Below are 24372 nucleotides of genomic sequence, written 5' to 3' on the forward strand. Positions count from 1 at the left end.
CTGAGCGGGGGTTTTCTTGAGCCGCGCGCCGGTTCAGCTTTGCAGTTCGTTCAGATTCTCGAACAGCTTCAGCGCTTCCGGATTGGCCAGCGCGGTGAGGTTGCTGACCGGCAGGCCGTGAATCACGTTCTTCACCGCCAGCTCGACGATCTTGCCGCTGATGGTTTTGGGTATGTCGGCGACGGCGATGATCTTGGCCGGCACGTGGCGCGGGCTGGCGCCGGTTTTGATCCGCGCCTTGATCCGCTGCTGCAGGTCTTCGTCCAGCCGCGCGCCGGCGCGCAGTCGCACAAACAGCAATACGCGCTCGTCGTCCTGCCATTGCTGGCCGACGGCGATGCTCTCCAGCACCTCGTCGAAAGCCTCCACCTGGCGATAGATCTCGGCGGTGCCGATGCGCACGCCGCCGGGGTTGAGCACCGCGTCGGAGCGGCCGTAGATGATCATGCCGTCGTGGGCGGTGAGTTCGGCGTAGTCGCCGTGGCACCAGATATTGTCGAAACGGCCGAAATAGGCCTGGCGGTACTTGCCGCCGTCGGCGTCGTTCCAGAAGCCCACCGGCATCGACGGGAAGGGGCGGGTGCACACCAATTCGCCTTTTTCGCCGCGCACCGGCCGGCCGTACTCGTTGTAGATGTCCACCGCCATGCCCAGGCCGCGGCATTGCAGCTCGCCGCGATAGACCGGCAGGCTGGCGCAGCCCAGCGCGAAGCAGGACACGATGTCGGTGCCGCCGGACACCGAGGCCAGATTGATGTCGGCCTTGATGTTGGCGTAGACCCAGTCAAAGCTTTCCGCCACCAGCGGCGAGCCGGTGGAGAACACCGCGCGCAGCGAATCCAGCTTCCATTCCCCGGCCGGCACGATACCGCTCTTGCGCAGGCCGTCTATGTATTTGGCCGAGGTGCCGAAGTGAGTGAAGCGCTGCCGCTCGGCGTAGTCCCACAGCGTGCGGCCTTCGCCGACAAAGGGCGAGCCGTCGAACAGCATCAGCGCCGCGCCGGAAGCCAGGCCGGACGCCAGCCAGTTCCACATCATCCAGCCGCAGGTGGTGAAATAGAACAGGCGGTCGCCGTGATGCACGTCGCCGTGCAGCTGCTGTTCCTTCAGGTGCTGCAGCAGGGTGCCGCCGGCGCCGTGGACGATGCACTTGGGTTTGCCGGTGGTGCCGCTGGAATACAGAATGAACAGCGGGTGCCGGAAGGGCTGCCGTTCAAAGTGCAGTGCTTGCGCTTGATACGCGGCGGTGAAATCCGTCAGGGTAATGGCCTTGGGCACGTTTTCCGCGAACACGCCGGTTTCGCCCAAATACGGCACCACGATGATTTGCCGCACCGAGGGCAGGGCCTCCGCCAGCGCCGCCATCTTGGCGCGGATGTCCACCGCCTTGCCGGCGTACCAGTAGCCGTCCGGGCAGAACAACAGCTTGGGTTCGGTCTGGCCGAAGCGCTCCACCGCGCCGTCCACGCCGAAGTCCGGCGAACAGCTGGTCCACACCGCGCCCAGGCTATTGGCGGCCAGCATGGCGGCGATGGTTTCCGGCATATTGGGCATGAAGCCCGCCACGCGGTCGCCGGCCTGGATGCCGGCGTCGCGCATCGCCTGTTGCAGCAGCGACACCTGGGCGCGCAGCTCGCGCCAGCTCCAGCGCCGTTGCAGTTTGTCCTCGCCCCAGAACACCAGCGCGTCGCCGTCGTCGTCGCGGCGCAGCAGGTTTTCGGCGTAGCTCAGCCGCGCTTCCGGAAAGAAGCGGGCGGCCAGCATGTTGTCGCCGTCGCTCAGCGCTGTCGCGCCCTTGTCGCCGATCACGCCGCAGTAATCCCAGACCAAGGACCAGAAGCGGGCCGGATCGGCCACGCTGGCGCGCCACAGTTCGGCGTAGCCGTTCAGCTTGCGGTCGTAGGATAGTTCGGCCAGCTTGGCGAAGGCGGTCAGGTGGGCGCCGGCCAAGCGGCCGGCGGAGGGGGTCCAGATGGGCGTGTCGGGGGTCATGCTTTCTCCTGTGTCTGAGGACTTCGAAAACCTGCTGCGCGGTCCGATAGCGGCGTTGCTTCGGGTTCGCTCCCTCGCTGTACTATTTGTACTATCTCGGTCGCTGCACTCGATGCGCCTTGCTCTCGAACCGCTCGCGACGGTTTTTCGAGGCCTCCTTTTTTCTCCGCGCGCCGGCCCATGGACGGACGGCGGCTTGTTATTGCTCCGGTTTGGCGGCGCGCTTGTCGGCAAAGGCGTAGGCCAGCTTGGAGGCTGGCGGCTTGCCCAGCGCGTCGGCGATGAACCAGGCCGTGTCCACCAGCGCGGCCAGGTCGACGCCGGTATCGAAGCCCTCGCCGTGCAGCAGGTAAACCACGTCTTCGGTGGCGACGTTGCCGGAAGCTCCCTGAGCATAAGGGCAGCCGCCAAGGCCGGCAACCGAAGAATCGAATGTCATCATTCCCGCGCGCAAACATGCATGAATATTGCTTATCGCCATGCCATAAGTGTCGTGGAAGTGGCCGGCCAGCTGCGACATTGGCACAGTCTTGCTCACTGCTTCCAGCATCGCCAGCACGCTGGACGGCGTGCCCACGCCTATGGTGTCGCCCAGCGAAATCTCGTAACAGCCCATGTCCAGCAGCCTCGCCGCCACCTCCGCCACCTTGGCCGGCGCGATGCGGCCTTCGTAAGGACAGCCCACCACGCAGGACACATAGCCGCGCACCGGCACGCCGGCCGCCTGCGCGCGCGCCATCACCGGCAAGAAGCGCTGCAGGCTTTCGGCGATGCTGGCGTTGATATTGCGCCGGCTGAAGCTTTCGCTGGCTGCGCCGAACACAGCGATTTCACGCGCGCCGGCCGCCAAGGCCGCGTCCAGCCCCTGTTCATTGGGCACCAGTACCGGGTAGGACGCCGGCCCGGCCAGGTCCAGGCCGGCCAGCACCTCGGCGCTGCCCGCCATCTGCGGCACCCATTTGGGCGAGACGAAGGCGCCGGCCTCTATGCTGCGCAGGCCGCTGGCGGCCAGGCGGCGGATCAGCTCCAGCTTGACCGCGGTGGACAGCGCTTGTTTTTCGTTTTGAAGCCCGTCGCGCGGACCCACTTCCACAATCTTCACTTGCGGCATGTTTGGCTCTTTATCAGCGGCGGCGCGGCTGCACCGGGATGTAGATGTCCATCTGGCGTTGCGGCTGGTCCGGCGCGCAGCGGCCGTCGTAGCGCTCGAAAGCGCCCAGCGGCGCTTGTTCCCATTGCTTGGACGCCGGCAGCCAGTCCTGTGTGATGTAGCGCCAGGCGCCCTGGATGGCCTGGCCGAACTCGGCGTCGCTGCCGGCCGGCTTGGTGGTGAACACCGCGTACTTGGCCGGCGGCGTGCGCCGCTGCGCGCAGCCGGGCGGCAGCGGCAAGGGCTGCGGGTATTCCATCCCTATCATATAGCCGAAGCGGCCCGTGTCCGGGTCGAAGTCGTGGATCAGCCCGTATTCGGCGGCGTCGGCGCGGCCCAGCGCCGCCAGCAGCGGCTGGCGCAGCGTGTCCGCGTATTCGCCCCAGAACTCGGGGATCTGCCGCAGATTGTCGCCGTTCTCCATCCGGGTGGCGATACTGTAGCCGGCCAGATTCAAGCCGGGGTGATTGATGATGATGGGGTCCATGAGCTTCACTCCGCTTCGAAGTCGACCAGCTCGTCGCCGTCGTTGACCTGCTCGCCGGTGCCGAAATAGAAAGCCTTGACCACGCCGTCCGCCGGCGCGGGGATGGTGTGCTCCATCTTCATCGCCTCCAGGATCAGCAGCGGGTCGCCCTTGTTGAGTTTAGTGCCGGTGGCGGCCAATAGGGCGACGATGCGGCCCGGCATCGGCGCTTTCAAATGGGTTTCGCCGTGCACTTCCTCGGCGGCCACGGCCAGCGGGTCCAGCCACTGTGCCTCCAGCCGCTGGCCGGCGGCGAACAGCACTCGTTGTTGGCCGTTACGGGCGACGACGGCTTCCACTTGTTTGTTGTCCAGCCGCGCGCGCAGCGTTCCGCCGTCCAGGCGGCCGGCGGCGGAGAAGCGGAGGCCGGCGGCTAGGATCTCGAAGCCGTCTCCCTGATAGCGCAGCGCCGTCGGGTAGTCTTGGCCGTCGATGTGGAAAACGAGCTTGCGGTTGAGCGCGCCGTTGAGCCGCCAGCCGGCGGCCACCGGGAAACCGCCGGGCGCGGCCAGCGCTTCGGCCAGCGCCAGCAGCGCCAGTTGTTCGGCGTCCGGCGCGGCGGGCGGCGGTAGCAGCGCGTCGTGATGGCGGGCAATCAGGCCGGTGTCCACCTGGCCGCCGGCGAAACTGGCGTGCTGCACGATGCGGCGCAGGAAGGGAATATTGGTGGTGACGCCGGCCACCTGATAGTCGGCCAACGCCGCGTCCAGCCGTTGCAGTGCCTGGCGACGGTCCTCACCCCAGACGATGAGCTTGGCGATCATCGGGTCGTAGAAGGGCGAGATGCTGTCGCCGGCGGTCACGCCGGTGTCGATGCGCACGACGTCGGATTCCGCCGGCGCGCGCAAGTGATAGAGGGTGCCGGTGGCGGGCAGAAAGCCCTTGTCCGGGTCTTCGGCGTAGATGCGCGCTTCGATGGCGTGGCCGTTGAGGCGCAGCTGCTCTTGGCTCAAGGGCAGCGGTTGGCCGCTGGCGACGGCCAGTTGCCAGGCCACCAGGTCTTGCCCGGTGACCATCTCGGTGACCGGATGCTCCACCTGCAGCCGGGTGTTCATTTCCATGAAGAAGAAGCGACCGGGGCTGCCGTCGGCCAGCACTTCCATGATGAATTCCACAGTGCCAGCGCCAACATAGCCCACCGCGCGCGCGGCGGCGCAGGCGGCCGCGCCCATCGCTTCGCGGGTGGCCGGCGGCAAGTCCGGCGCCGGCGCTTCCTCCAGCACTTTCTGATGGCGGCGCTGCACCGAGCAATCGCGCTCGAACAGATACACGCATTGGCCCTGGCAGTCGGCGAACACCTGGATTTCCACATGGCGCGAGCGCGGCAGGTATTTCTCCACCAGCACCTTGTCGTCGCCGAAGCTGGCGCGCGCTTCGCGCTGGCAGGAGGCCAGCGCCGCTTCGAAGTCCGCGGAGGCTTCCACGATGCGCATGCCCTTGCCGCCGCCGCCGGCGCTGGCCTTGATCAGCACCGGGTAGCCGATGGCGTCGGCCTGGCCGCGCAGGAAGTCCGGTTCCTGGCGTTCGCCGTGGTAGCCGGGCACCAGCGGCACCTGGGCTTGCTCCATCAGCGCCTTGGCCGCGGATTTGCTGCCCATTGCGGCGATGGCGGAGGCGGGCGGGCCGATGAAGGCGATGCCGGCGGCCTCGCTGGCGGCGGCAAAGTCCTCGTTCTCGGACAAGAAACCGTAGCCGGGGTGGATGGCTTGCGCGCCGCTGCGGCGGGCGATGTCCAGGATCAAGTCCCCGCGCAGATAGGAGTCCGCCGCCGGGGCCGGGCCCAGCCGGTAGGCCTCGTCGGCCAGTTTGACGAAGCGGGCGTCGGCGTCGGCGTCGGAATGGACGGCGACGGTGGCGATGCCGAGCGCGCGCGCGGTCTTGATCACCCGGCAGGCGATTTCCCCGCGGTTGGCGATGAGTATCTTATTGAACATGTCCGTCTCCCGCGGAGAAATCGCCACGGCGCATCCGCGCCGTCAGGCCATTTTGCTGCGCAGCTGCACAGCCTGAAGGCTGTTGGTCACCGCGGTTGGCGATGAGTATCTTATTGAACATGGTCCGTCCCTTGTTTCTTGTTCGCGTCATGACCAGTTGGGCGGCCGTTTGTCGAAGAAGGCGGCCAAGCCCTCGCGCGCCTCGGCGCCGGCGCGCACGCTGGCGATCTGGCCGGCGGTGTCCTCCAGCAATTGATCGTCCCAGGGCGAGCCCTCGCGCAGCATGGCCAGCAAGTCCTTGGCCGAGGACAGCGCCTGCGGCGCGCCCTGGGCCATCGCCTCGGCGACATCGGCCACGCGCGCGTCCAACGCCTCGGCCGGCACTACCTCGTGCACCAGGCCGATGCGCAGCGCCGTGGCGGCGTCGATGCGCTCGGCGGACAGGAAATAACGCCGCGCCTGACGCCAGCCTATCGCGTCGGCCACATAGGGGCCGATGGTGGCCGGCACCAGGCCCAGCCTCACCTCGGTCAGGCCGAACTTGGCGGCCTCGGTGGCGATGGCCACGTCGCAAACCGCGGCCAGGCCGGTGCCGCCGGCCAGCGCCGCGCCGTGAATGCGGGCGATCACCGGCTTCTTGCTGCGGTAGATGCTCTTGAGCATGGCCGCCAGCCGCTGCGCGTCGGCGAGGTTCTGGTCCTCGCTGTAACCGGCGGCGCGGCGCATCCAGTCCAGGTCCGCGCCGGCGGAAAAGCTCTTGCCGCGGCCGGCCAGCACGATGACACGGCAGTCCGCCTGCAATTGCAGGTGGGAGAAGGCGGCGGTCAGCTCGGCGATCAGCGTTTCGTTCATTGCATTGTGAACGTCCGGCCGGTTCATCCAGATCGTCGCGGTCTTGCCGCTGTGTTCGATTTCAAGCGTGGTGTAGCTCATGGGTTTCGCCTTTATCCCTCACATCCGGAACACGCCGAAGCGCGTGCTTTCCACCGGGGCGGACAGGGCCGCCTCCAGCGCCAGGCTCAGCACTTCGCGGGTTTGCGCCGGGTCTATCACCCCATCGTCCCACAAGCGCGCGCTGGCGTAATAGGGGTGGCCCTGACGTTCGTACTGCTCGCGCACCGGCGCTTTCAGCGCTTCTTCCTGTTCAGCCCCGAAGGCGTCGCCCAGTTGTTCCTTCTTCACCTGGGCCAGCACGCCGGCCGCCTGCTCGCCGCCCATCACCGAGATGCGGCTATTGGGCCACATCCACAGAAAGCGCGGCGAATAAGCGCGGCCGCACATGCCGTAGTTGCCGGCGCCGAAGCTGCCGCCTATCAGCACGGTGAACTTGGGCACGCGGGCGCAGGCCACGGCGGTGACCAGCTTGGCGCCGTCCTTGGCGATGCCGCCGTTCTCGTACTTCTTGCCCACCATGAAGCCGGTGATGTTTTGCAGGAACAGCAGCGGAATGCCGCGCTGGCAGCACAGCTCGACGAAGTGCGCGCCCTTGAGCGCGGATTCGGAGAACAGAATGCCGTTGTTGGCGATGACGCCGACGCGGTAGCCGTTCAGCCGAGCGAAGCCGGTAACCAGGGTGGCGCCGTAGTTCTGCTTGAACTCGTCGAATTCGGAATCGTCCACCAGCCGGGCGATGATTTCGCGCACGTCGAAGGGCTTTTTCGGGTCCGCCGGAATCACGCCGTAGATTTCCTCGGCCGCGTAGCGCGGCGGGCGCGGTTCGGCGCGGTCCAGCTCGCCCTGTTTGCGCCAGTTGAGACCGGACACGATGCGGCGGGCGATGGACAGCGCGTGGGCGTCGTTTTGCGCCAGGTGGTCGGCCACGCCGGACACGCGGGCGTGCACATCGCCGCCGCCCAGCTCCTCCGCCGTCACCACCTCGCCGGTGGCCGCCTTCACCAGCGGCGGGCCGCCCAGAAAGATGGTGCCTTGTTCCTTGACGATGACGGTTTCGTCCGACATCGCCGGCACATAAGCGCCGCCGGCGGTGCAACTGCCCATCACCACCGCGATCTGCGGAATGCCGGCGGCGGACAGATTGGCCTGGTTGTAGAAGATGCGGCCGAAGTGCTCGCGGTCCGGGAACACCTCGTCTTGCAAGGGCAGGAAGGCGCCGCCGGAATCGACTAGATACACACAAGGAAGGCGGTTGTCGCGCGCAATCTCTTGGGCGCGCAAATGCTTCTTCACCGTCATCGGGTAATAGGTGCCGCCCTTGACCGTGGCGTCGTTGGCGATGATCAGGCAATCCACGCCGGCGACGCGGCCGATGCCGCTGATCAGGCCGGCGCCGGGCGCGTCGTCGTCATACATGCCGAAGGCGGCCAGCTGGGACAGCTCCAGAAAGGGCGCGCCGGGGTCCAGCAGCAGATCGATGCGCTCGCGCGGCAGCAGCTTGCCGCGGGCGGCGTGCTTGGCGCGCGCCTTGTCGCCGCCGCCCAGCGCGGCCTTGGCCACCTTGTCGCGCAGATCGGCCACCAGCGCGCGCATCTTGTCGGCGTTGGCCTGGAAGTCCGCCGCGCGCGGCGAGAGTTTGGATTCGAGGATGGGCATATCGTTTTACCTTGTCATTCGCCGTCGACGAAGCGTGCGGTCAGTGAGCATTGGGCTTGCCGGGTGGGGCTGAAGCGCAACGCGGCATCAGGCTTTTCTCCGCCGCGATTACCGGGTTTCGGCCATCAGCTCGCGGCCTATCAGCCAGCGGCGAATCTCGCTGGTGCCGGCGCCGATCTCGTACAGCTTGGCGTCGCGCAGCAGGCGGCCAGTCGCGTATTCATTGATATAGCCGTTGCCGCCCAGGCACTGGATGGCGTCCAGCGCCATCTGGGTGGCGCCCTCCGCCGCGTACAGGATGGCGCCGGCGGCGTCCTTGCGGGTCTGGCGGCCGGTTTCGCCGCGGTCTAGCGCCTGGCCCACCGCGTAGACATAGGCGCGGCTGGCGGACAGCTTGACGTACATGTCCGCCAGTTTGCCCTGCATCAGCTGGAAATCGCCGATGGCCTGGCCAAACTGCTTGCGGTCGTTCAGGTAAGGCACCGTGATGTCCATGCAGGCCTGCATGATGCCCAGCGGGCCGGCGGCCAGCACCGCGCGCTCATAGTCCAGGCCGCTCATCAGCACCTTGACGCCGTTGCCTTCGCCGCCCAGCACATTGGCGTCCGGCACGAAACAGTTGTCGAAGAACATGGGGTAGGTGTTGGAGCCGCGCATGCCCAGCTTGTCCAGCTTGCTGCCGTGGCTGAAGCCGGCGAAGCCGCGCTCCACGATGAAGGCGGTGATGCCCTTGGCGCCGGCGCTGACGTCGGTCTTGGCGTAGACCACCATCACGTCCGCGTCGCCGCCGTTGGTGATCCACATCTTGCTGCCGTTGAGCAGGTAGCCGCCGTCGGCCTTGTCGGCCTTCAGCTTCATGCTGACCACGTCGGAGCCGGCGTTGGGCTCGGACATCGCCAGCGCGCCGACATGCTCGCCGGACACCAGCTTGGGCAGTAGCCGGCGTTTTTGTTCGTCGTTGCCGTTCTTGTGGATCTGGTTGACGCAGAGGTTGGAGTGCGCGCCGTAGGACAGGCCCACCGAGGCGGAGGCGCGGCTGATTTCCTCCATGGCGATCATATGAGCCAGATAGCCCATCTGGGTGCCGCCGTACTGCTCGTCCACCGTCATGCCCAGCAGGCCCAGATCGCCGAACTTGCGCCACAGGTCGGCCGGGAACAGGTTGTCGCGGTCGATGTCGGCTGCGCGCGGGGCGATTTCGCTTTGGGCGAAGTCGCGCGCGGTTTCACGCAACATGTCGTAGGTGTCGCCAAAGGCGAAGCGCAGGCTGCTGTACATGGTTTCTCTCCTCTGAGGGGCGCGCGTATTTCGCGTGATATGCTCTATCATTACTTACGTTTACGTAAGCGTCAACATGGCGACGACGGAAACCGGCGCGAAACCGTTATCATGGCCGGGTTTGCATGCAGAGAACAGACAATGACGATATGGGTGGACGCGGACGCCTGTCCCAAGGTGATCCGCGAAACATTGTGCCGGGCGGCGCAGCGCACCGGCGTGGAGCTGGTGTTCGTCGCCAATCAGCTATTGACGGTGCCTAAGGCGCCGAATATCCGCGCCTTGCAAGTGCCGAAAGGCTTTGACGTGGCCGACAACGAGATTGTCCGCCGCATCGCGGCGAACGATCTCTTGATCACCGGCGACATCCCCTTGGCGTCCGATGCTTTGAGCAAGGGCGCGCAGGCGCTGAATTGGCGCGGCGATGTGTATTCGCCGGACACCATCGCCGCGCAGCTGACGATGCGGGATTTCATGGACACGCTGCGCGCCAGCGGCGTGCAGACCGAAGGCCCGCCGCCTTTGAGCCAGTCGGACCGTCAGGCTTTCGCCCGGCAACTGGATATCTGGCTGGCCAAGCGGCGGGGCTGAGGCGGCAGCGATTATGGAGGAGGGGGCCGCGTGGGTATCGCTGCGCTCCACCCACCCTACCCATGACGAGCCACTGCGCGTAGGGTGGGAGGAGCCGCAGGCGATACCCACCAGCCAGCTCTGTTCCCAGAAAAGTTTTAGCCTTTCTTCTTTCTACGCAGCCTCCGCGGCAAGGCTTCCAGCTCATCCAGGCTGAGATGGAGGCGGTTCACCGCCTCCACATGCCTCGGCAAGTCCACCTGCTCCACCCCCAGGTTCAACAACAACTCCAGATAGTTGAAGAAGCTCTTGCACAGGCGGCGGCGGTGGCCGCGTTGGCTGAAATCCATATCGCTGGCGATGCGGAACAGCAAGCCACGCGCCGAGTGTTGGCGGTTGAGTTTCAGCATCTGCGCCAGATGGGCGGCGTACTGATGGCCCAAGGCGCGGGCTTCACATTCATCCTTGGCCTCGGCCGGCTGCCAGTAATGCGGATAGGTGCGGCCTTTGATGCGGCGGATGAAGGGCAGGCTGAGGTCTTTGGCGTGGGGGCCGGCAAAGCGGTAACGGGAGCGCGGCCCTAGCGGCGGGAGTAGAGAGGCGTCCTGATGGACGTCTTGGGTTTCAGTAGAGGACGGAGAGAGTTCGATGCCTAGCACCGGACGGACAAGCTTTACCATTTGCAACCTCCTGAGCAGAAGGGCCATGCCGCAAAGCGGCAGGGCGGGCACATGACAAGAGTTGGTCTACCGGTGAATACTTGCACAAGCCGGCGCGCCCATCAGGGCGCCACTTGCCACGGCCCGCCCGATAGGCAAAGCAATGGCAACGGATACGCTGTGAAAACAGCGCATCCGCGACAAGTATTCATGATCGGGAGACCAATCCCGAGCGCCGCGATTGTTGCGGCGCGGGGGCTATTGTTGGGGAGGAGGGGAAGGGCGTCAAGCCGGCGGGGTCCGGCAAGGTGGATCTCCGCCATCATCTTGTGTGACGCAGCGGGGTTCCGCGTGGGTATCGCTACGCTCCACCCACCCTACCGAAGGCGAGCGGCGGCCCGTAGGGTGGGAGGAGCCGCAGGCGATACCCACCAGCGATCCCTTCCCGACTCCCCAAACAACAACGCCCCCAAAGCGGGGGCGTTGCAGAGAGCGGCGCGGGAATCAGGCTTTGCCCAGATGCGGCTCGGCTTCGAATTCCTCGTCCTTGGTCGTGCCCGGCTGACGTATGGTCAGCGAGAACAACAGCGCGACGATCAACAGCGCCAGGATCAGATGGAAGGTGGCCAGGAAGCCGCCAAACAGCGAGGCGACGATGGAGCCGACGATGCTGCCGATGCCGAAGCCCAGATAGATCACGCCGTAGTTCTTTGTCAGGTTGTTGAGGCCGAAGAAATCGCTGACCAGCGACGGGTACACGGTGATGGTGCCGCCGAAGCTGAAGGCGACGCAGGCGATGGCCAGGAAGAACAGGGTGGCGTTCAAGGGCACGAACAGCAGGGTCAGCATGCCGGCCAGCGCGGCAATCTGAGCAATGGTGATGACCCGGATGCGCGGCATTTTGTCGGAGAGGATGCCCAGCACCAGGCGGCCGGACAAATTGGCCACGGCGATGACCGCGACGGCGTTGGCGGCGGTCAGCGCCGGCAGGTGCACATAGCTCTCGCCGATGTCCTTGGCCACGCCGATCACGTACAGGCCGCTCATGCACACGGTCAGGAACATCAGCGCCAGCATCCAGTACTGGGGTTGGCGCATCGCCTCGGCCAGGGTGTAGTCATGGCTGGCGGTTTGTTGCGCGGCGGCTTGCTGCTGCGGCGCGTCGCGCATCAGCAGGCTGCCGGCCACCACCATGGCCATGGCGATCAGGCCCCACAGCTCAAAGGTGGTTTCCAGGCTGAAGCGGGCCAGCAGCGCCAGATTGATGTATTTGAAACCCAGGCTGCCCAGGCCGTAAGCGCCGATGGCGCAGGCGGACACCAGGCCCTTGCGCTCCGGAAACCATTTGACGCAGTTGGACAGCGTCAGCAGGTAGCCGGCGCCGTCGGCCAGGCCCACCAGCACGCCGGCGCACAGATACAGCATGATCAGGTTGTTGGCCTGGGCGGTGAGGAAGAAGCCCAGGCCCAGCATCAGGCCGGCGCCCAGGGTGACGCGCTGCACGCCGAAGCGTTCTTGCAGTTTGCCGGCCAGCGAGGAGGCCACCGCCAGCGCCAGGCTCAACAGGCCGAAGGCGAAAGCCACCTGGCTGACCGGCTCGGACAGCTTGGCGGAGAGTTGGGCGTTGAACAGGCTCCAGGTGTAGACGGAGCCGAGGGCGAACTGGGTGAGGACGGTGCCGGCCAGGGTACGGTAGCGGATGGCGTTGCTTGAGGCGTTCATGGTGCTGCTCGCTTAAAGTCATTACTGTTGGTGTGACTATAAGCCTGTGCTTATGTAGGGGGCGCGGCGGCGGCATGAGATGCAGGCGGCGCGGAATGAAGTGCAGGCGGCGGCGAATCAGTTACAGGCCCGGAAAATGGCGCGCATGAGTGGATGGCATTTCCATTGCCAAGCTGGCTTGCCAATGGAATGTCTGGCCTTAGAGCCTGTTCAAAATCTCGCGAGCCAGAGCGAGACAAGGCGAAAACGGCTGAGAAAGCGGAGTGTACATAGGGTACATGAGCATTTCGAAGCCGGTTTCAACGCCGTATCGCCGCAGCGCAGCAGATTATGAACAGGTTCTTATTCAGGAGCCGGCTGGCAGCCGGTTTGATGCGCCGCGTGGGTGACCAACGCTCAAAGATGCATCAACTGCCGGAAAGCCTTGATATTGCTGCGGCTGACCGGAATCTCGGCTTTCAGGTCGTACAGTTTGATGATGTAGGTGCTGTTGAGCCAGGGCGCGATCTCGCGGATTTTGTGGATGTTGACGCAGTAGGAGCGGTGGCAGCGGAAGAAGCTGTCGGCCGGCAGGCGGGCGACGAACTCGCTGATGCTCATCGACATCACGTAGCGGTCGTGCGCGGTGTAGACCAGGGTGACTTTCTCGTCGGCCTCGGCGTAGTAGATCTGCTCGCAGGGGGTGACGATGATGCTGTCGCCCTTGACCAGGTTGACGGTGCGGCTGGCGGCCGGGGCTTCGGCCGGCGCGGCGGCGGCGGCCGGCGGCGTCTGCGCTTCCAGCTTGGCCAGCAGATTGATGATGCGGGCCTCGTTGTAAGGCTTCAGGATGTAGTCGAAGGCCTCCACCTCAAACGCTTCCACCGCGAACTCCTTGTAGGCGGTGACGAAGACGATGCGCGGCGGCCGCGACGATTTGTGCAGGTTCTTGGCCAGCAGCAGGCCGTCAATGGATGGGATGTTGATGTCCAGGAACACCACGTCCACTTCGTGTTCCTGCAGGAATTTGAACGCTTCCAGCCCGTCTTCCACGCTGGCGACGATGTCGATGCGGCTGTGCTCGCGGATCAGATAGGCCAGTTCCTCGCGCGCCAGGTATTCGTCTTCCACGATCAGGGCTTTCAGCATGCCGGCTCCTCGGTGGCGGGCAGGTCGAAACAAACGGCGGTGCCGGGCTCCAGCCGGGTCAGCCGCAAGCCCTCGCCGTACAGCAGTTTGAGCCGCTGGTTGACGTTGCTCAGGCCTATGCTGCGGCTGGACAGCGTGCCAGCGGCCACGCCGTCCAGCACTTCCTGGCTGACGCCGTAGCCGGTGTCGCGAACGCAGACATGCACTTTGTCGCCGTCGCGCTTGACCGCGATGCTGACCCGGCCCGGCTCTTTGCGCGGCTGGATGCCGTGGAGGATGGCGTTTTCCACCAGCGGCTGCAAGAGCAGGCTGGGGATGCGCACGTGCACATCGTCGATATCGAACTCCACCGTCAGCTTGGCGCCGAAGCGCGCCTGTTCTATCGCCACGTAGTCGCGCACTTGCTGCAGTTCTTCCTGAATGTCGATCAGCCGGTCGCCCAACGACAGGTTGTAGCGCAGGTAGTCCGCCAGGTTGGAGATCAGCTGGCGCGCCTGCTGCGGCTGGATGCGGATCAGCGAGGAGATGGCATTGAGGGCGTTGAACAGGAAGTGCGGGTTGATCTTGCTTTGCAGCGCGCTGAATTCCGCCTTGCGCGCCATCTCTTCCAGCTGTTTGACCCGCGACACTTCCATCTGGGTGGAGATCAGCTGGGACAGGCCCACCGCCACTTCGCGCAGCGGCGTGCTGATGCCGTGGCTCTTGCGGTAGAAGATTTTCAGGGTGCCGCTGACGCCGGCTTTTTCGCGCAGCGGGATGATGATGACGGAGTGGAAATCCGCCAGGTGGTATTGCTGCAGATTGTTCTCGATGATGATCTGATCGCCGGCAATGGCCTGGCGAGTGATGGCGCCGATGGCGGAGTGCTCGTCCATCTCGTAGTAGTCCTTGCCCAGGCCCACATAGGCCAGCACGTCCGAGGTGTTGGTGATGGCCACCGCGTCGGCGTCCAGCTGGTCCCGGATCACGGTGCAGACCTGAACCATGGCGTCGCGGTCCAGATTCTGGAAATAGGGCAGGGTGCGGTTGGCAATGGTCAGCGCCAGCTTGGCCTGTCGCGCGGCCAGCAGCTCTTTTTCGTCGTTGACGTCTTGCACCAGCTTGATGATCAGGCCGACGCACACGGTGCCGAAGATCATCGGGAAGGCAATGTGGCGGACGATGGGCACGCCCACCGCTGGATCGGTCAAGAGCAGGATCAGGCCCATGGTCAGCCCTTCGCACAGCATGCCGGCCAGGATGCCGTACAGCCACAGCCGGCTCCTGCCGGCGCGGAAGTGTATCCAGGTGGCCAGCAGGCCGGCGCAGACGCTGGAGATCAGGCAGGGCAGCGAGGTGTAGCCGTTGATGTCGATCAGGTAGCGGTGCAGGCCTGAGACGATGCCGGCCGGTATGCCCACCCAGGGGCCGAACAGGATGCCGCCGGACAGGATGGCGATGATGCGCACATTGACCAGGGAGCCGTCCACCGGAATGCCGGTATAGGTGCTGAACACGGCGAACAGGCAGAACAGCAGCGACACCGCCGCCAGTTCGGCCGGGCTGTGGTCTTGTTTGCGCAGCAGGTGTTGAAACGGGCGGGTGCGGGTGAGGAAGAACAGCGCCATCAACATCAGCGCCGCCCGTTCGAACACCGCCAGCAGCATGGCTTGGTTTTCTATCATGGCTTAGGGAGTGGGGCGGCCGCGCCCGGTCGGGCCGGCCTCAAGCCCTGATTTTAAGCCATGCGGCGCGCTTTGGCCGCTGGCGGGCGCAGATTAGGCGGGCGTCATGCCGCTGGCTGCGCCAGCACGGTGCGGCAGTGGTGTTCCAGGCGGGTGATTTCTTCCAGCACCGCGTCGATGTCGCGGCGTTGTTCTTCCAGCTGGCGGCGGCGCTCCAGCACCAGGTCCAGCAGTTTTTGCGACTGGCCGGCCTCGTCGTGGGCCTGTTCGTACAGGTCCAGGATGTCGCGGATGTCGGACAAGGACAGACCGATGCGCTTGCCGCGCAGGATCAGCTTGAGCCGGGCGCGGTCGCGGCGGTTGAACACCCGCTGGCGGCCGTCGCGCTGCGGTTCTATCAGGCCCTGTTCCTCGTAGAAGCGGATGGTGCGCAGGGTGACGTCGAAGTCGCGCGCCAGGTCGGAGATGCTGAAGAATTCGGGTTCGGTCATGGTGTGTTCCAAGGCAAGCGGCGATTGTAGCTTTTTTTTAACGCGTTCTCAGCCCTAGCATGATTTACGTTTACGTAATCGTCAACTTGTGGGATGAATGAAAAAAACAACAGCGATACGTACCGTCCACCAGGAGAGAGATTCGGATGACCTTGCCCAGCTATGTCCATGGCGCCTGCCCCCAGCCCTTGATCGGCCAGACCATAGGCCAGTTGTTCGACCAGACCTGCCGCGAGCATGCACGCCGCGAAGCCTTGGTGGTGCGTCATCAGCAGATACGCTGGAGCTACGAGGAGTTGCGCGAGCAGGTGGACCGGCTGGCCTGCGCCTTGATCCGGTTGGGCCTCAAGCCCGGCGACCGCATCGGCATCTGGTCGCAGAACAACGCCGAGTGGGCGCTGACCCAGTTCGCCACCGCCAAGGCCGGCCTGATCATGGTCAACATCAATCCGGCCTACCGCCGCTCCGAGCTGGAATACGCGCTGGGCAAGGTGGGCTGCCGCGCGTTGATTCTGTCGCCCAGCTTCAAGAGCAGCGATTACCTGGCGATGGCGGCGGACCTGCTGCCGGAGCTGGCCGTCGGCGAGCCGGGCCGGCTCAAGTCCGCGGCCATGCCGCAGTTGGAGATCGTCATCCGCCTGGGGCAGCAGCACACGCCGGGCATGCTCAATTTCGCCGACCTGATGGCCGCGCCGTCGGCGGAGGAGAAAGCCGGGTTGCAGCGCTTGGGCGAGACGCTGCAGTTCGACGACGTGATCAATATCCAGTTCACCTCCGGCACCACCGGCAGCCCCAAGGGCGCTACGCTCACCCATCACAATATTCTGAACAACGCTTACTTCGCCGGCGCGGCGATGGCGTTCGGCCCGGACGACCGGCTGTGCATCCCGGTGCCGCTCTACCATTGCTTCGGCATGGTGCTGGGCACCTTGCTGTGCCTGAGCCACGGCGCGACCATGGTGTTTCCGGCGGAGAGCTTCGACGCGCAGGAGGTGTTGCGCGCGGTGCAGGAGGAGGGCTGCACCGGTCTGCACGGGGTGCCGACGATGTTCATCTCGCTGCTGGACCGGCCGGACTTTGCCGATTACGACGTGTCCACGCTGCGCACCGGCATCATGGCTGGCAGCCCGTGTCCGATCGAGGTGATGAAGCGGGTGACCAGTCAGCTCAATATGAGCCAGGTGACCATAGGCTACGGCATGACCGAGACCAGCCCGCTGAGCTTCCAGAGCGCCACTGACACGCCGCTGGACAAACGCGTGGCCACGGTGGGGCGCATCCATCCGCACGTGGAGGTGAAGATCGTGGACGTGGAAGGCCGCATCGTGCCGCGCGGCCAGAGCGGCGAATTGTGCACGCGCGGTTATTCGGTGATGCCGGGCTATTGGGGCGACCCGGCCAAGACCGCCGAGGCGATAGACGCCGCCGGCTGGATGCGCACCGGCGACCTGGCGGAGATGGACGCGGACGGTTACGTCAATATTGTGGGCCGGGTCAAGGACATGGTGATCCGCGGCGGCGAGAACATTTACCCGCGCGAGGTGGAGGAGTTTCTCTACCGCCACCCCAAGATTCAGGAGGTGCAGGTGATTGGGGTGCCGGACGATAGATTCGGCGAGGAGTTGTGCGCCTGGATCCGGTTGCGCGACGGCGAAAGCGCCAGCGCCGACGATATCCGTGCTTTTTGCCAGGGGCAAATCGCGCATTACAAGATTCCGCGTTACATCGAATTCGTCGATAGTTTTCCGATGACCATCACCGGCAAGATCCAGAAATTCGTGATGCGCGAGAAGATGAAGGAGAAGTTGGGGCTGGCGGACGGCAAAACCGCCTGAGCCGCCGCAAACTATGGGGACAAAAGCCCCGGCTTGTCGGGGCTTTTTGGCTTACAATGCCGCCAGACTGATCTTTAAGCTGAGGAATCCATCATGACTACCGTATTCAACGACGCCGATCTGCTGCGTCTGGAAAACCTGCTGACCCCCTTGTCCGCCAGCGGCAGCACCATGCGCCCGGACGAAGTGCAGGGCTTTTTCGCCGCGCTGGCGTGCGGTCCGGACGCGGTGGACGCCGATTTCTGGCTGGAAGAAGTGCTGGGCGATGCGCCGGTCTTTGAGAGCGCGGACGACGCGGCGGAACTGAAAACCCTGCTGCAGAAGTTGTACGACGCCACCGCCGCCGCGCTGGCGGCCGGCGACGAACTGGACCTGATCCTGTACGCGGAAGACGATAGCGACAGCGACGAGCCGGACTACTGGCCGTGGGCCAACGCCTTCCTCTACGCGCTGGACGTGGTGGAGACCGACTGGTTCGAAGTGGCCGACGAGGACGAGGGCTTTGAAAGCCTGATGATGCCTATGCTGGTGTTGGGCGGCGCTTTCGAGCAAGAGGACGGCGAAGATCTGCTGACCTTCAGCGACGAGGAAGTGGAAGGCTACAAGGAAGAAATGCTGGAGGCGCTGGGCGCGGTTTACACCTACTGGCGCGCCAAGGAACAGGCGCCCAGTACCGTGCGCCGCGAAGGCGACAAAGTGGGCCGCAATGATGTTTGCCCCTGCGGCAGCGGCAAGAAGTACAAGGCTTGCTGCGGCCGCAACTGATTTCCCGCGCGCCGCGCCGGGAGCAAAAAAAGGAAGCCGTAAGGCTTCCTTTTTTCATGCTGGGGCGCCTCGGCGCTTGCTGAAATTGTTAAGTACCGGGTGCGGCTGCGGGCTTTAGCGCGCGTTCGGCGGCCTCCCGGGCGTTGAGCCGGTCGATGTAGTCGAATACGTCCAAGAGAGAGGTGGTCAGCGCCAGCACTTGCTCCAGCAGGCTGAAGAAGCCTTCCCAATAGCCTTTGGCGGCGCCATCGTCGCTAAAGTCGATGTCCGCGGCGATTTGAGCGAGCAGATTGCGCAGCCCGTCGCCGGGGTTGTCCTGCAAATACTTGATGAAATGTCCTGCGAATTCGCGGCCCAGCAAATGCGCGGCGTGTTGGTCGTCTATGGGCGGAACTTGCCAGCAATGGATGCCGCGTCGGTTGGACGCGTTGCCGGCAAACGGCAACTCCGCGCGGGATGTTGGGTCCGGGTCCGGACGGTAATGGCGGCGGGATGGGGTTTTGATCGACATGGTCACCTCCGTGTAGCGGTTTTTCATTGCCACCCCCACGGCCAAGCGGAGGTGGCAGACCGAACAGGGTTGGCCGACCGGACTACACGACTCCGGCACACCCGCTAAGGTGTCCCCACCCGGCCCGCCATTGTGAGCGCGCACGAGTGCAGCGATCCAAACGCAAGACTCAAGCGCTTGTTCGCAGTGTAGTTCGCCGGACGGCCAAGTCCGGTGCCGCGAGGAACGGCACGGCAGCGATTGTGCACAGTTGCCCGCTGCCGGGTCAAGGCGCAGGCCGGGCGTAGAAAGCCCGTCAATGCTTGCTTACGCGGCTGGTATCGGCTGCGGGTGGAAAATAGCCGGCTGGCAAGCCTGGGTGGGGGCGGCCATGAAAAAGCGGCGCGTTCCCGTGGATGGGAAGACGCGCCGCGTGTTTGGCGGTTAGCGGCAGGCTTAGATGTTCATGGACGGATAATCGGTATAACCGCGCTCGTCGCCGCCGTAGAAGGTCGCCGGGTCCGGCTCGTTCAGCGGCGCGCCGCTTTGCAGGCGCTCGGCCAGGTCCGGGTTGGCGATATAGCTGCGGCCGAAGGCGGCGGCGTCGATATAGCCTTTGCGGATCAGGGTTTCGGCCTTCTCGGCGGTATAGGCGCCGGCGCCGATGATCACCCCCGGGTAGCGCTGGCGCAGCGCTTGGCGGAAGCCCTCGTCCAGCACCGGGCCGCCGGCCCAGTCCGGCTCGGAAATGTGCAGGAAGGCCAGTTTGCGCTTGGCGAGTTCCTCGGCCAGGTAGAGCGCCATGTCCAGTTGGTCGGTGTTGGAGACGCCGTTGAAGATGCCCAGCGGCGAGATGCGGATGCCCACGTGATCGGCGTCCCATTCCGACACCACCGCGTCCACCACCTCCAGCAGGAAGCGCGCGCGATTGGCCACGCTGCCGCCGTATTCGTCGGTGCGGACATTGGCTTGCGGCGACAGGAATTGGTCCAGCAGATAGCCGTGGGCGCCGTGGATTTCCACCAGGTCGAAGCCGGCGCGGCGCGCGTTGTCGGTGGCGCGGCGGTAGTCTTCCAGAATGTCTGCCAGCTCGGAGACTTCCAGCGCGCGCGGGGTATCGCATTGCTCGCGCACCAGGCTGCCGTCGGCGGCGCGGATATTGGTGCGGCTGTCGGCCTGGATCGCCGACGGCGCCACCGGCGCTTCGCCGTCCGGTTGCAGCGAGCGATGAGAGATGCGGCCGGTGTGCCACAGCTGCAGCGCCGTCAGCCCGCCCTTGGCGTGTACTGCGGCGTTGACCTTGGTCCAGGCCGCCACTTGCGCTTCGTTGTAGATGCCCGGCGCGCCGGCGTAGCCCTTGGCGGTGGGGGAGATGTGGGTGCCTTCGGCCACGATCAGGCCGGCGCCGGCGCGTTGGGCGTAATAGGTTTCCGCCAGTTCGGTGGGCACGTCGCCCGGCTCGGTGTTGCGCAGCCGGGTCAGCGGCGCCATCGCCACGCGGTTTTTCAGGGTCACGGCGCCTACGCGCAGCGGGGTGAACAGTTTGTCGGCTTGCATTGCGATGTCCTTGGCTCTATTTAAGCGGGGAAAAGTGGGCGGGCGCGATCACAGATCGAAACCGAAACCCTGTTTGCGCGCCACCGGCGCGACCTGCGGGAAATACACGTTGCGGTAGTACTGCGCGGTGTTGGCGGACCAGGGCTGGCCGTCGGTGCGCTGAATGCTCTTCCAGTAATCCATGATGGACGCGTCGTACTGCGCGATCATAGCCGGCAGTTCCGCCGCCTGGTAGCGTTCGCGGTGCACAAAGCTGGCGCGCGGCAGCCGCGGCTTGACCGCGCTGTCCTGATCGGCGTAGCCCAGCACCACTCCCACCAGCGGGAAGGTCAGTTCCGGCAGCTCCAGCAGCTCCACCATGGCTTGCGGGTCGCGGCGGATGCCGCCGATGGGCACCACGCTCAGGCCGGCGGAACGGGCCGCGGTCATGAGGTTGCCCAGGGCGATGCCGGCGTCCACAGCGCCGACGGCGAAGGCTTCCACGCTGTTGTGGATCACTTGCTCGGCGCCGGCTTTTTCCACGCCGATCCGAGTTTTGTAGAAGTCGGGAACAATGGCGACGAAGACCGGCGCCTGGGCGATCCATGGCTGGCCGCCGGCGATTTCGGCGATTTTCCGGCGACGCTCCGCGTCCTGCACCACGACTAGCGACACCTGCTGGCCGTTGATGGAGGTGGGGCCTTTCCAGGCGGCGTCCAGCACCGCGTCCAGTACCTCGGCGGGAATGGGCTTGTCCTGGTAGCTGCGCACGCTGCGGTGCTCTTGCATCAGTTCCAATGTCGAGTTCATGCTTTGGGCTCCTTGAAGTAGACCAGTCGTCTAGTTTTAATTTCAAAATAACCCGCTCCGGGGAGCGGGGTGTGAGCGGCCTCGCCTTGGCTAGGGCGCGCGCAGAATTTGTTGCGTGTGCGCCATCGCCGCCAACAGCGGCGCGCGTGAATGTTGAGTCTTGAACAGCAGCGCGCTGCCCACCCACAGGCTGTACAGCGCGCTGGCGGTTTCGTCCGGCAGCAGGTCCGCGTCCAGCGAGCCCTCCTGTTGACCGCGGCGGATGCAGGCGGCCAGATTGCGCACCACGAAACTCATGCCTTCGGCCAGCGCCTCGCGCATCGGCTCGGACAGGTCGGAGACCTCGGCGGCCAGCTTCACCGCCAGGCAACAGCGCTGCGGCTGATCGCAACGGTGGGTTTCCAGCCAGCCGTCGAAATAATGCAGCAGGCAATCGCGGGCGCTGCCGGCGTCCTTGGACAGAAAGCTCACCAGTCTGCCGTCGTATTTCTCAAAATAACGACGCAGCAGTTCCACGCCATAGCCTTCCTTACTGCGGAAGTAATGGTAGAACGAACCCTTGGGCACCCCGGCCGCGCCGAGGATTTCCGCCAGGCCCACGGCGGAGAAGCTCTTGCCTAGGATGATGGCTTCGCCGGTGGCCAGCAGGTGTTCGCGAGTGTCTGAAAACTGGTTGGAGCGTGACATGGGCTGAAGTCTACTAGACCGGTCGTCTAGTATCAAGGAATTTTTCAATCCTCGGGGGAGGCGACGCATTGGCGGCAAGGGCGAGGGCGGCGAATCAGGCGGACAGTTCATGCTTTTGGTATGTCATTTATTGATAATAATAATCAATTGTAATTAAAGTGCAGGGTTTACGCTAAGAGCCTGTGCAAAGTTTCGCTCTAGCTCGCGAGATCATAAGCAGGTTCAAAGCTAGGTCGTCTCAAGGTAGATTGTCCAGGTTCCGGGGCGCCCGGAACCTGGACAAGAGCAAACGACAAAGGAGATCCCCATGAACAAATTCAGCCGCGCCGCCATTGCCGCCCTGTGCGCGCTTAGCGTTGGGCACGGCGCCCAGGCCGCCGAGGCCGACAACCGCAACGGCCCGTCCGGCAAAGGCGGCAATAATCTACTGATCGCCGCTGCGGCCTGGAAGCAGACCGCGGCGGAATACCGCGCGCTCTACCACCAGGCTTTCAATCTGGCGCGGATGCGGCTGGATCAGGCGCTGGCGGCGCGCAAGCCCGGCGACAAACCGCTGGCCGTGATCACCGACATCGACGACACCGTGCTCAACGCCGTCAATTACTGGGGCTATCTGATCCAACAGGACCGGGATTTCTTCGACGACGCGATCTGGGATAAATGGATTCCGGAAAACAAGCTCACCGCCACGCCCGGGGCGCTGGATTTTTTCCACTACGCCAAAGCGCAGGGGGTGGAAGTGTTCTACGTTAGCAGCCGCGACCAGGGCGACAAGACCTATGAATACGCGCTGGGCAATTTGCGGGCCGCCGGTTTTCCCTTCGTCGACGAAAAACACGTGACCATTCTGCGCGACAGCTCCAACAAGGAGCCGCGGCAGAAGGAGATCGCCGCCCAATACAATGTGGTGGCGATGTTGGGCGACAATCTCAATGATTTTCAGCGCAAATACTATGTGAAAGATGTGGACGAGCGCGCGCGGCTGATGGAGGAAGACCGCGAGTTGTTCGGCCGCAAATTCATCCTGATGCCCAATCCCACCGACGGTCACTGGATGCGCGCCATCTTCGGCGATTCCGAACCGCCGGCCACAGACCGCAACCGTGAGATCTTCAAGAAGGCCGCCAGCAAATCTGCCTGGAAGCCGGCGCCCTGAGCGGCCGGGCCCTGCGGGCGTTTGCGTCGCGCCGGGCCGGCCACTATGATAGCCGCGGGAGCGCCGCGCGCTGCCCTCGTTTCCGCGGCCGGCAAAGCCTGCCGCGGGTTTGATTCCTCCTCATTATCTTGAAGCCATGTCCGCCGACGCCGCCACTTCCGTTCCTCCGTCCGATGCTTCCGCCGCCGCGCGCGCGCTGGAGCCGGCCATCGCCCCGCATTTACAATTGCTGGCGCATAGCGCCGGCGAGGAGGTGAGCCAGACCCACGCCAAGCTCGGCCTGCTGTTGCTGTGGTTGAGCGACGACGTGCTGGATGCGGTGAACGCGGATTTGCAGGCCTTGGATGTGACTGAAAGCAAGCTGAACGTGTTGATGCTGTTTTCGCTGCAAGAGCGGGGATGGTGGCGGAACGGGCCGCTAACCCCGTCGGCGATAGCCGATTATCTGGGCGTGACCCGCTCCACCGTCACCGGCCAGCTGGATTGGCTGGAACGGCGTGGCCTGCTGCAAAGGCAACTGCGCGACGAAGACCGCCGCAGCCTGGAGCTGAGCCTGACCGAGGCCGGCCGGGAACTGCTGAGACAGGCGCTGCCGGGCTTCTGGCGCGCTTGCCAGCGCCTGACCGAGGCGCTGGACGAGAGCGAATGCGCGGCGCTTTGGTCCTTGCTCGCCAAAGTGTGGAGCAGATTGAAAACGGACTGAAGCAGCCGTTTCAGCGCGGCGCGCCGGGCTGAGCGCCCGCCGCCGCCAGCGCGTCGGCGCGGGCGCGGTCGCTGGCTTTGCAGCGGCAATGGCCGATCTGATGCAGCTCTATCAAGTGGCCGGCCGGGTCGCGCAGGAACAATTGCGTCAGTTCCGGCGCGGCGACGTTGGCCTGTTTCCAGTGGGCGATGCCTTGCCGCAGCAATTCCGCCTCCGCCTGGGCGATGTCCCTCACCGCCAGCGCCACGTGATTGTCCACCGGATCCTGATCCGCGCCCTGCGCATACGGGGACACGCCGTCGTTGCCCAGCAGATGGATCTGGCAGTCGTTGCCCAGGTCCAGGAAAAACCCGGGCACCCCGGGGATGTGCCAGCGGCCGGCGTCGGCGTCCAGGCCCAGCACGTCGCGGTAAAACGCGCCCATGGCCTCAAGCAGGTTCAGCGGCATGCGCAAGCCATGATGGTGCAATTCCAATACTTCGATAGCCATTAGTGTGCTTCCTTAAGTGGATGAGGCAAGGCGGCCGCCTGTCGCTATATAGTACGCTATACGTACTATACGTCAAGCATATTTTTGTTGGGAAGAACGGAATCATTAGTCGAGCCAGCAAGCCGCGCGCCAGCGGCTATATTGGCCTCATGCGAGTAGGGTAGGTTTCCATGCGGATTATTTTAAATAATAGATTTAAATAGAAAAAAAACTTGCTATCTAATTGAGTGAAATTT

At 64.6% G+C, this 24372-nt stretch carries 22 protein-coding genes; 5 read left to right on the top strand and 17 right to left on the bottom strand.

Going from position 1 to position 24372, the window contains the following annotated elements:
* Window positions 1-33: 33 nt before the first annotated feature.
* The 7 genes from B0T39_RS14610 to B0T39_RS14640 all read right to left on the bottom strand — a co-directional run bounded on the left by B0T39_RS14610 (window position 34) and on the right by B0T39_RS14640 (window position 9430).
* A complete protein-coding gene (locus B0T39_RS14610) occupies window positions 34-1992 on the bottom strand; it encodes an acetoacetate--CoA ligase (protein ID WP_081547833.1) in 1959 nt (652 codons plus the stop codon).
* A gap of 199 nt (window positions 1993-2191) precedes the next feature.
* Entirely contained in the window at window positions 2192-3103 is a 912-nt protein-coding gene (locus tag B0T39_RS14615) for a hydroxymethylglutaryl-CoA lyase (RefSeq protein ID WP_081547835.1), read from the bottom strand.
* Between the two features lie 13 nt (window positions 3104-3116).
* The gene (locus B0T39_RS14620; RefSeq protein ID WP_081547837.1) at window positions 3117-3629 is read right to left on the bottom strand and encodes a GyrI-like domain-containing protein; all 513 of its coding nucleotides are present in this window, start codon (window positions 3627-3629) and stop codon (window positions 3117-3119) included.
* Between the two features lie 5 nt (window positions 3630-3634).
* The gene (locus tag B0T39_RS14625; RefSeq protein WP_081547839.1) at window positions 3635-5602 is read right to left on the bottom strand and encodes an acetyl/propionyl/methylcrotonyl-CoA carboxylase subunit alpha; all 1968 of its coding nucleotides are present in this window, start codon (window positions 5600-5602) and stop codon (window positions 3635-3637) included.
* A 147-nt stretch (window positions 5603-5749) separates the two neighbouring features.
* On the bottom strand, window positions 5750-6535 hold the full coding sequence (locus B0T39_RS14630) for an enoyl-CoA hydratase/isomerase family protein (RefSeq protein ID WP_081547841.1): 786 nt from the start codon (window positions 6533-6535) through the stop codon (window positions 5750-5752).
* 18 nt (window positions 6536-6553) lie between these two features.
* Window positions 6554-8152 carry a carboxyl transferase domain-containing protein gene (locus B0T39_RS14635; RefSeq protein WP_081547843.1) on the bottom strand — a complete coding sequence of 533 codons (1599 nt, stop codon included), beginning with the start codon at window positions 8150-8152 and terminating at the stop codon, window positions 6554-6556.
* Window positions 8153-8260: 108 nt separating this feature from the next.
* Window positions 8261-9430: an isovaleryl-CoA dehydrogenase gene (locus tag B0T39_RS14640; protein ID WP_081547845.1), complete on the bottom strand. Its 1170-nt coding sequence runs from the start codon at window positions 9428-9430 to the stop codon at window positions 8261-8263.
* Window positions 9431-9571: 141 nt separating this feature from the next.
* On the opposite strand from B0T39_RS14640, the gene B0T39_RS14645 reads away from it, so the two are divergent.
* Window positions 9572-10021 carry a YaiI/YqxD family protein gene (locus B0T39_RS14645; protein WP_081547847.1) on the top strand — a complete coding sequence of 150 codons (450 nt, stop codon included), beginning with the start codon at window positions 9572-9574 and terminating at the stop codon, window positions 10019-10021.
* A gap of 137 nt (window positions 10022-10158) precedes the next feature.
* Here B0T39_RS14645 and B0T39_RS14650 read toward each other — a convergent pair whose 3' ends face one another.
* The 5 genes from B0T39_RS14650 to B0T39_RS14670 all read right to left on the bottom strand — a co-directional run bounded on the left by B0T39_RS14650 (window position 10159) and on the right by B0T39_RS14670 (window position 15664).
* Window positions 10159-10680 carry a hypothetical protein gene (locus tag B0T39_RS14650; protein WP_081547849.1) on the bottom strand — a complete coding sequence of 174 codons (522 nt, stop codon included), beginning with the start codon at window positions 10678-10680 and terminating at the stop codon, window positions 10159-10161.
* Between the two features lie 483 nt (window positions 10681-11163).
* Entirely contained in the window at window positions 11164-12381 is a 1218-nt protein-coding gene (locus B0T39_RS14655; RefSeq protein ID WP_081547851.1) for an L-lactate MFS transporter, read from the bottom strand.
* Between the two features lie 396 nt (window positions 12382-12777).
* On the bottom strand, window positions 12778-13509 hold the full coding sequence (locus B0T39_RS14660; RefSeq protein WP_043634264.1) for a LytR/AlgR family response regulator transcription factor: 732 nt from the start codon (window positions 13507-13509) through the stop codon (window positions 12778-12780).
* Window positions 13503-15173 carry a sensor histidine kinase gene (locus B0T39_RS14665; protein WP_081547853.1) on the bottom strand — a complete coding sequence of 557 codons (1671 nt, stop codon included), beginning with the start codon at window positions 15171-15173 and terminating at the stop codon, window positions 13503-13505. The genes B0T39_RS14660 and B0T39_RS14665 overlap by 7 nt, the downstream gene beginning before the upstream one ends.
* Window positions 15174-15277: 104 nt before the next feature.
* The gene (locus tag B0T39_RS14670) at window positions 15278-15664 is read right to left on the bottom strand and encodes a MerR family transcriptional regulator (RefSeq protein WP_081547855.1); all 387 of its coding nucleotides are present in this window, start codon (window positions 15662-15664) and stop codon (window positions 15278-15280) included.
* 146 nt (window positions 15665-15810) lie between these two features.
* On the opposite strand from B0T39_RS14670, the gene B0T39_RS14675 reads away from it, so the two are divergent.
* Both B0T39_RS14675 and B0T39_RS14680 read left to right on the top strand, forming a co-directional pair.
* Window positions 15811-17499 (top strand): AMP-binding protein, encoded by a 1689-nt coding sequence (locus tag B0T39_RS14675; RefSeq protein WP_081547857.1) that lies wholly within the window; start codon window positions 15811-15813, stop codon window positions 17497-17499.
* 93 nt (window positions 17500-17592) lie between these two features.
* Window positions 17593-18264 (top strand): UPF0149 family protein, encoded by a 672-nt coding sequence (locus tag B0T39_RS14680; RefSeq protein ID WP_081547859.1) that lies wholly within the window; start codon window positions 17593-17595, stop codon window positions 18262-18264.
* Window positions 18265-18352: 88 nt separating this feature from the next.
* Here B0T39_RS14680 and B0T39_RS14685 read toward each other — a convergent pair whose 3' ends face one another.
* The 4 genes from B0T39_RS14685 to B0T39_RS14700 all read right to left on the bottom strand — a co-directional run bounded on the left by B0T39_RS14685 (window position 18353) and on the right by B0T39_RS14700 (window position 21787).
* Window positions 18353-18775: a hypothetical protein gene (locus B0T39_RS14685; protein ID WP_081547861.1), complete on the bottom strand. Its 423-nt coding sequence runs from the start codon at window positions 18773-18775 to the stop codon at window positions 18353-18355.
* Window positions 18776-19210: 435 nt separating this feature from the next.
* Window positions 19211-20311, bottom strand: a complete 1101-nt coding sequence (nemA, locus tag B0T39_RS14690) for an N-ethylmaleimide reductase (RefSeq protein WP_081547863.1) — start codon at window positions 20309-20311, stop codon at window positions 19211-19213.
* Window positions 20312-20359: 48 nt separating this feature from the next.
* Window positions 20360-21100, bottom strand: coding sequence for an NADPH-dependent oxidoreductase (locus B0T39_RS14695; protein WP_081547865.1), 741 nt, complete (start codon window positions 21098-21100; stop codon window positions 20360-20362).
* A 90-nt stretch (window positions 21101-21190) separates the two neighbouring features.
* Window positions 21191-21787 (bottom strand): TetR/AcrR family transcriptional regulator, encoded by a 597-nt coding sequence (locus B0T39_RS14700; RefSeq protein WP_081547867.1) that lies wholly within the window; start codon window positions 21785-21787, stop codon window positions 21191-21193.
* Window positions 21788-22094: 307 nt separating this feature from the next.
* Between B0T39_RS14700 and B0T39_RS14705 the strand changes: the two genes are divergently transcribed.
* Both B0T39_RS14705 and B0T39_RS14710 read left to right on the top strand, forming a co-directional pair.
* A complete protein-coding gene (locus tag B0T39_RS14705) occupies window positions 22095-22943 on the top strand; it encodes a 5'-nucleotidase, lipoprotein e(P4) family (protein WP_081547869.1) in 849 nt (282 codons plus the stop codon).
* Window positions 22944-23079: 136 nt separating this feature from the next.
* Window positions 23080-23646, top strand: a complete 567-nt coding sequence (locus tag B0T39_RS14710) for a MarR family winged helix-turn-helix transcriptional regulator (protein WP_081547871.1) — start codon at window positions 23080-23082, stop codon at window positions 23644-23646.
* A 10-nt stretch (window positions 23647-23656) separates the two neighbouring features.
* Here the strand turns inward: B0T39_RS14710 and B0T39_RS14715 are convergent, their stop codons facing one another.
* On the bottom strand, window positions 23657-24136 hold the full coding sequence (locus B0T39_RS14715) for a VOC family protein (protein ID WP_081547873.1): 480 nt from the start codon (window positions 24134-24136) through the stop codon (window positions 23657-23659).
* Between the last annotated feature and the right edge of the window lie 236 nt (window positions 24137-24372).

Source organism: Chromobacterium haemolyticum (genome assembly GCF_002081825.1).
GTDB classification, from domain to species: Bacteria; Pseudomonadota; Gammaproteobacteria; order Burkholderiales; family Chromobacteriaceae; genus Chromobacterium; species Chromobacterium fluminis.